The organism is Kocuria sp. HSID17590 (assembly GCF_003989485.1).
Taxonomy (GTDB): domain Bacteria; phylum Actinomycetota; class Actinomycetes; order Actinomycetales; family Micrococcaceae; genus Kocuria; species Kocuria salsicia.
In genome coordinates, this window is record NZ_RBMB01000063.1 from 1 (window position 1) to 5,402 (window position 5,402).

A 5,402-nucleotide genomic window follows, 5' to 3' on the forward strand; every position below is an offset into this window, starting at 1 on the left:
ACGTGAATTCCGGCGGTGACTTACTCTCCCACACCCTACCGAGTGCAGTACCATCAGCGCTGTGGGTCTTAGCTACCGGGTTCGGGATGGGACCGGGCGTTTCCCCCACGCTATAACCACCGGAAACCTCGACCACCCCACAAGGGGTGGAAACCTTGGTTCCCGATCTTACACGGGTCAAACATTGTCAACCACTCACTCCCCACCACACACCACCCCGAAGGGCCCGTGTGTGCGGGTTGTTGGTGGTCAACCACATAGTGAACGCGAACACCACACTCTGATGAAGATTGTGTGTGTATAAGTCTTCGGTGTATTAGTACCAGTCAGCTCCACGCCTTACAACGCTTCCACACCTGGCCTATCAACCCAGTCGTCTACTGGGCACCTCACACCCCCACAAAAGGGATTAGGAAATCTCATCTCGGAGCAAGCTTCCCGCTTAGATGCTTTCAGCGGTTATCAATCCCGAACGTAGCTAATCAGCGATGCTCCTGGCGGAACAACTGACATACCAGAGGTTCGTCCGTCCCGGTCCTCTCGTACTAAGGACAGGCCTCCACAAATTTCCAACGCACGCAGCGGATAGGGACCGAACTGTCTCACGACGTTCTGAACCCAGCTCGCGTACCGCTTTAATGGGCGAACAGCCCAACCCTTGGGACCAACTCCAGCCCCAGGATGCGACGAGCCGACATCGAGGTGCCAAACCATGCCGTCGATATGGACTCTTGGGCAAGATCAGCCTGTTATCCCCGAGGTACCTTTTATCCGTTGAGCGACGGCCATTCCACAATGTACCGCCGGATCACTAGTCCCGACTTTCGTCCCTGCTCGAGCTGTCACTCTCACAGTCAAGCTCCCTTGTGCACTTACACTCAACACCTGATTGCCGACCAGGCTGAGGGAACCTTTGGGCGCCTCCGTTACTCTTTAGGAGGCAACCGCCCCAGTTAAACTACCCATCAGGCACTGTCCCTGACCCGGATCACGGGCCGAAGTTAGATATCCAGAGTGACCAGAGTGGTATTTCAACAACGACTCCACCATAACTAGCGTCACGGCTTCACAGTCTCCCACCTATCCTACACAAGCCACACCGAACACCAATACCAAACTATAGTAAAGGTCTCGGGGTCTTTCCGTCCTGCTGCGCGAAACGAGCATCTTTACTCGTACTGCAATTTCGCCGAGTTCATGGTTGAGACAGTAGGGAAGTCGTTACTCCATTCGTGCAGGTCGGAACTTACCCGACAAGGAATTTCGCTACCTTAGGATGGTTATAGTTACCACCGCCGTTTACTGGGGCTTAAATTCTCCGCTTCGACCCGAAAGGGTCTAACAGGTCCTCTTAACCTTCCAGCACCGGGCAGGAGTCAGTCCGTATACATCGTCTTACGACTTCGCACGGACCTGTGTTTTTGATAAACAGTCGCTTCCCCCTAGCCTCTGCGACCCCCACCAGCTCACAACGCAAAGGTCGATCACCAGCAGAGGCCCCCCTTCTCCCGAAGTTACGGGGGCATTTTGCCGAGTTCCTTAACCATGATTCTCTCGAACGCCTTAGTATTCTCTACCTGATCACCTGTGTCGGTTTGGGGTACGGGCGACTAGAACCTCACGTCGATGCTTTTCTTGGCAGCATAGGATCACCGAATTCCCTCACCTAAGAGAGTCCCATCACATCTCAGGCACACAACCCGCGGATTTACCAACGGGTCACCCTACATGCTTAGACCAGGACAACCATCGCCTGGCTCGGCTACCTTCCTGCGTCACACCTGTTAACACGTTTACCTCCCCGGATCAGGTCCCACGCTCCCCACACAACCCACACACCCCGAAGGGCGGCGGTGATGGTGGTTCGGGTGGTTAGTATCCCCGGTTCAGTAGGGTCGGTTCTTCGTCGGTACGGGAATATCAACCCGTTGTCCATCGACTACGCCTGTCGGCCTCGCCTTAGGTCCCGACTCACCCAGGGCAGATTAGCTTGACCCTGGAACCCTTGATCATCCGGCGGACGGGTTTCTCACCCGTCTATCGCTACTCATGCCTGCATTCTCACTCGTTGAGGTTCCACCACTGGGTCACCCCGCAGCTTCACTACCCCAACGACGCTCCCCTACCCATGACACCACCTCAACCACAAACGGCTCAGCTCAACGGTGTCATGCCACAACTTCGGCGGTGTACTTGAGCCCCGCTACATTATCGGCGCGGAATCACTTGACCAGTGAGCTATTACGCACTCTTTCAAGGGTGGCTGCTTCTAAGCCAACCTCCTGGTTGTCTAAGCAACTCCACATCCTTTCCCACTTAGCACACGCTTAGGGGCCTTAGTTGATGGTCTGGGCTGTTTCCCTTTCGACTATGAAGCTTATCCCCCACAGTCTCACTGCCACGCTCAACTTGACTGGCATTCGGAGTTTGGTTGACGTCAGTAACCTTGTAGGGCCCATCAGCCATCCAGTAGCTCTACCTCCAGCAAGCACACGCAACGCTGCACCTAAATGCATTTCGGGGAGAACCAGCTATCACGGAGTTTGATTGGCCTTTCACCCCTACCCACAGCTCATCCCCTCCATTTTCAACTGAAGTGGGTTCGGTCCTCCACGCGCTCTTACACGCGCTTCAACCTGGCCATGGGTAGATCACTCCGCTTCGGGTCTAGATCACGCCACTCACAACGCCCTATTCAGACTCGCTTTCGCTACGACTACCCCACACGGGTTAATCTCGCGACGTAACACTAACTCGCAGGCTCATTCTTCAAAAGGCACGCTGTCACCCCAAAAGGCTCCAACGGCTTGTAAGCACACGGTTTCAGGTACTATTTCACTCCCCTCCCGGGGTACTTTTCACCATTCCCTCACGGTACTGATCCGCTATCGGTCATCAGGAAGTATTCAGGCTTACCAGGTGGTCCTGGCAGATTCACACGAGATTTCACGGGCCCCGTGCTACTCGGGAACAACGTCACGCCACGACAACCATGGTTTCGTCTACGGGACTCACACCCCCTACGGTCTGGCACTCACCACCAGTTCGACTACCACGACGCCACAACGCCCAGGGTGGCGACCCCAGGACAACGCATCCCACAACCCCGATCATGCAACCCTCGCCAGGTATCACACACAACCGGTTTAGCCACCATCCGCTTTCGCTCGCCACTACTCACGGAATCACTATTGTTTTCTCTTCCTATGGGTACTGAGATGTTTCACTTCCCCACGTTCCTCCTCGCACCCTATGAATTCAGATACGAGTGACCACGCATGACACGCAGCCGGGTTACCCCATTCGGAGACCCTCGGATCACAGTTCGTTTATCAACTCCCCGAGGCTTATCGCAGATTTCCACGTCCTTCATCAGCTCCTGATGCCAAGGCATCCACCGTGTGCTCGTAACAACTTATACGCCACACAACACAAAACAATCATCAAAGAACACACCACACACCCCAACGAGGTGCGCGGCGTCAAAGATGCTCGCGTCCACTATGTAGTTGACAAACAACAACCCACCAACACCACACCCACACAGACAACCGTCCGCGCTTGGTGATGCTGCGGGAAACCAACCAACACGACGTGTTGATCGACAACCCAACAATGTGCCACCACACCACACCCCCGACACCACCAGAACCACAGAGGGTCCCAAGTGTTCCCGTGTCAGGGAGCAGCATGTCCGCTTGCTGATATTCCACCCATGAGCATCAACCACACCCCCACCACAACGGTGAGGACCGTGGGCGCCGGCCACACGGCCAGCCACAGTGCTCCTTAGAAAGGAGGTGATCCAGCCGCACCTTCCGGTACGGCTACCTTGTTACGACTTAGTCCCAATCGCCAGTCCCACCTTCGACGGCTCCCTCCCACAAGGGTTAGGCCACCGGCTTCGGGTGTTACCAACTTTCGTGACTTGACGGGCGGTGTGTACAAGGCCCGGGAACGTATTCACCGCAGCGTTGCTGATCTGCGATTACTAGCGACTCCGACTTCACGTGGTCGAGTTGCAGACCACGATCCGAACTGAGACCGGCTTTTTGGGATTAGCTCCACCTCACGGTATCGCAACCCATTGTACCGGCCATTGTAGCATGCGTGAAGCCCAAGACATAAGGGGCATGATGATTTGACGTCATCCCCACCTTCCTCCGAGTTGACCCCGGCAGTCTCCTATGAGTCCCCACCATCACGTGCTGGCAACATAGAACGAGGGTTGCGCTCGTTGCGGGACTTAACCCAACATCTCACGACACGAGCTGACGACAACCATGCACCACCTGTACACCAGCCCCACAAGGGGGAAGGAACATCTCTGAACCGGTCCGGTGTATGTCAAGCCTTGGTAAGGTTCTTCGCGTTGCATCGAATTAATCCGCATGCTCCGCCGCTTGTGCGGGCCCCCGTCAATTCCTTTGAGTTTTAGCCTTGCGGCCGTACTCCCCAGGCGGGGCACTTAATGCGTTAGCTACGGCGCGGAAAACGTGGAATGTCCCCCACACCTAGTGCCCAACGTTTACGGCATGGACTACCAGGGTATCTAATCCTGTTCGCTCCCCATGCTTTCGCTCCTCAGCGTCAGTAACAGCCCAGAGACCTGCCTTCGCCATCGGTGTTCTTCCTGATATCTGCGCATTTCACCGCTACACCAGGAATTCCAGTCTCCCCTACTGCACTCAAGTCTGCCCGTACCCACTGCACACCCGGGGTTAAGCCCCGGGCTTTCACAGCAGACGCGACAAACCGCCTACGAGCTCTTTACGCCCAATAATTCCGGACAACGCTTGCGCCCTACGTATTACCGCGGCTGCTGGCACGTAGTTAGCCGGCGCTTCTTCTGCACGTACCGTCACTCTCGCTTCTTCCGTGCTGAAAGAGGTTTACAACCCGAAGGCCGTCATCCCTCACGCGGCGTCGCTGCATCAGGCTTCCGCCCATTGTGCAATATTCCCCACTGCTGCCTCCCGTAGGAGTCTGGGCCGTGTCTCAGTCCCAGTGTGGCCGGTCACCCTCTCAGGCCGGCTACCCGTCGTCGCCTTGGTAGGCCATTACCCCACCAACAAGCTGATAGGCCGTGAGCCCATCCAAAACCAGTAAAACCCTTTCCACACACCACCATGCAGTGACATGTCGTATCCAGTATTAGACCCAGTTTCCCAGGCTTATCCCAGAGTCAAGGGCAGGTTACTCACGTATTACTCACCCGTTCGCCACTCATCCACCCAGTGCAAGCACCAAGCTTCAGCGTTCGACTTGCATGTGTTAAGCACGCCGCCAGCGTTCGTCCTGAGCCAGGATCAAACTCTCCGTCAAAAAACTTCAACAGAAACCACCCACCACCACAAACATGGCGGCCAGGTGGGATCCCAGCTGACACCCAACACCCCCAG

3 rRNA genes are annotated in these 5,402 nt (G+C 55.8%); all 3 read right to left on the reverse strand.

The features are described 5' to 3' along the window. Positions 1-7 precede the first annotated feature (7 nt). A 5S ribosomal RNA gene (rrf, locus tag D8M39_RS12315) occupies positions 8-124 on the reverse strand. A gap of 172 nt (positions 125-296) precedes the next feature. Further along, positions 297-3,421, reverse strand: a 23S ribosomal RNA gene (locus tag D8M39_RS12320). 372 nt (positions 3,422-3,793) lie between these two features. Further along, positions 3,794-5,325, reverse strand: a 16S ribosomal RNA gene (locus D8M39_RS12325). The 16S, 23S and 5S rRNA genes sit together here, the layout of an rRNA operon. Between the last annotated feature and the right edge of the window lie 77 nt (positions 5,326-5,402).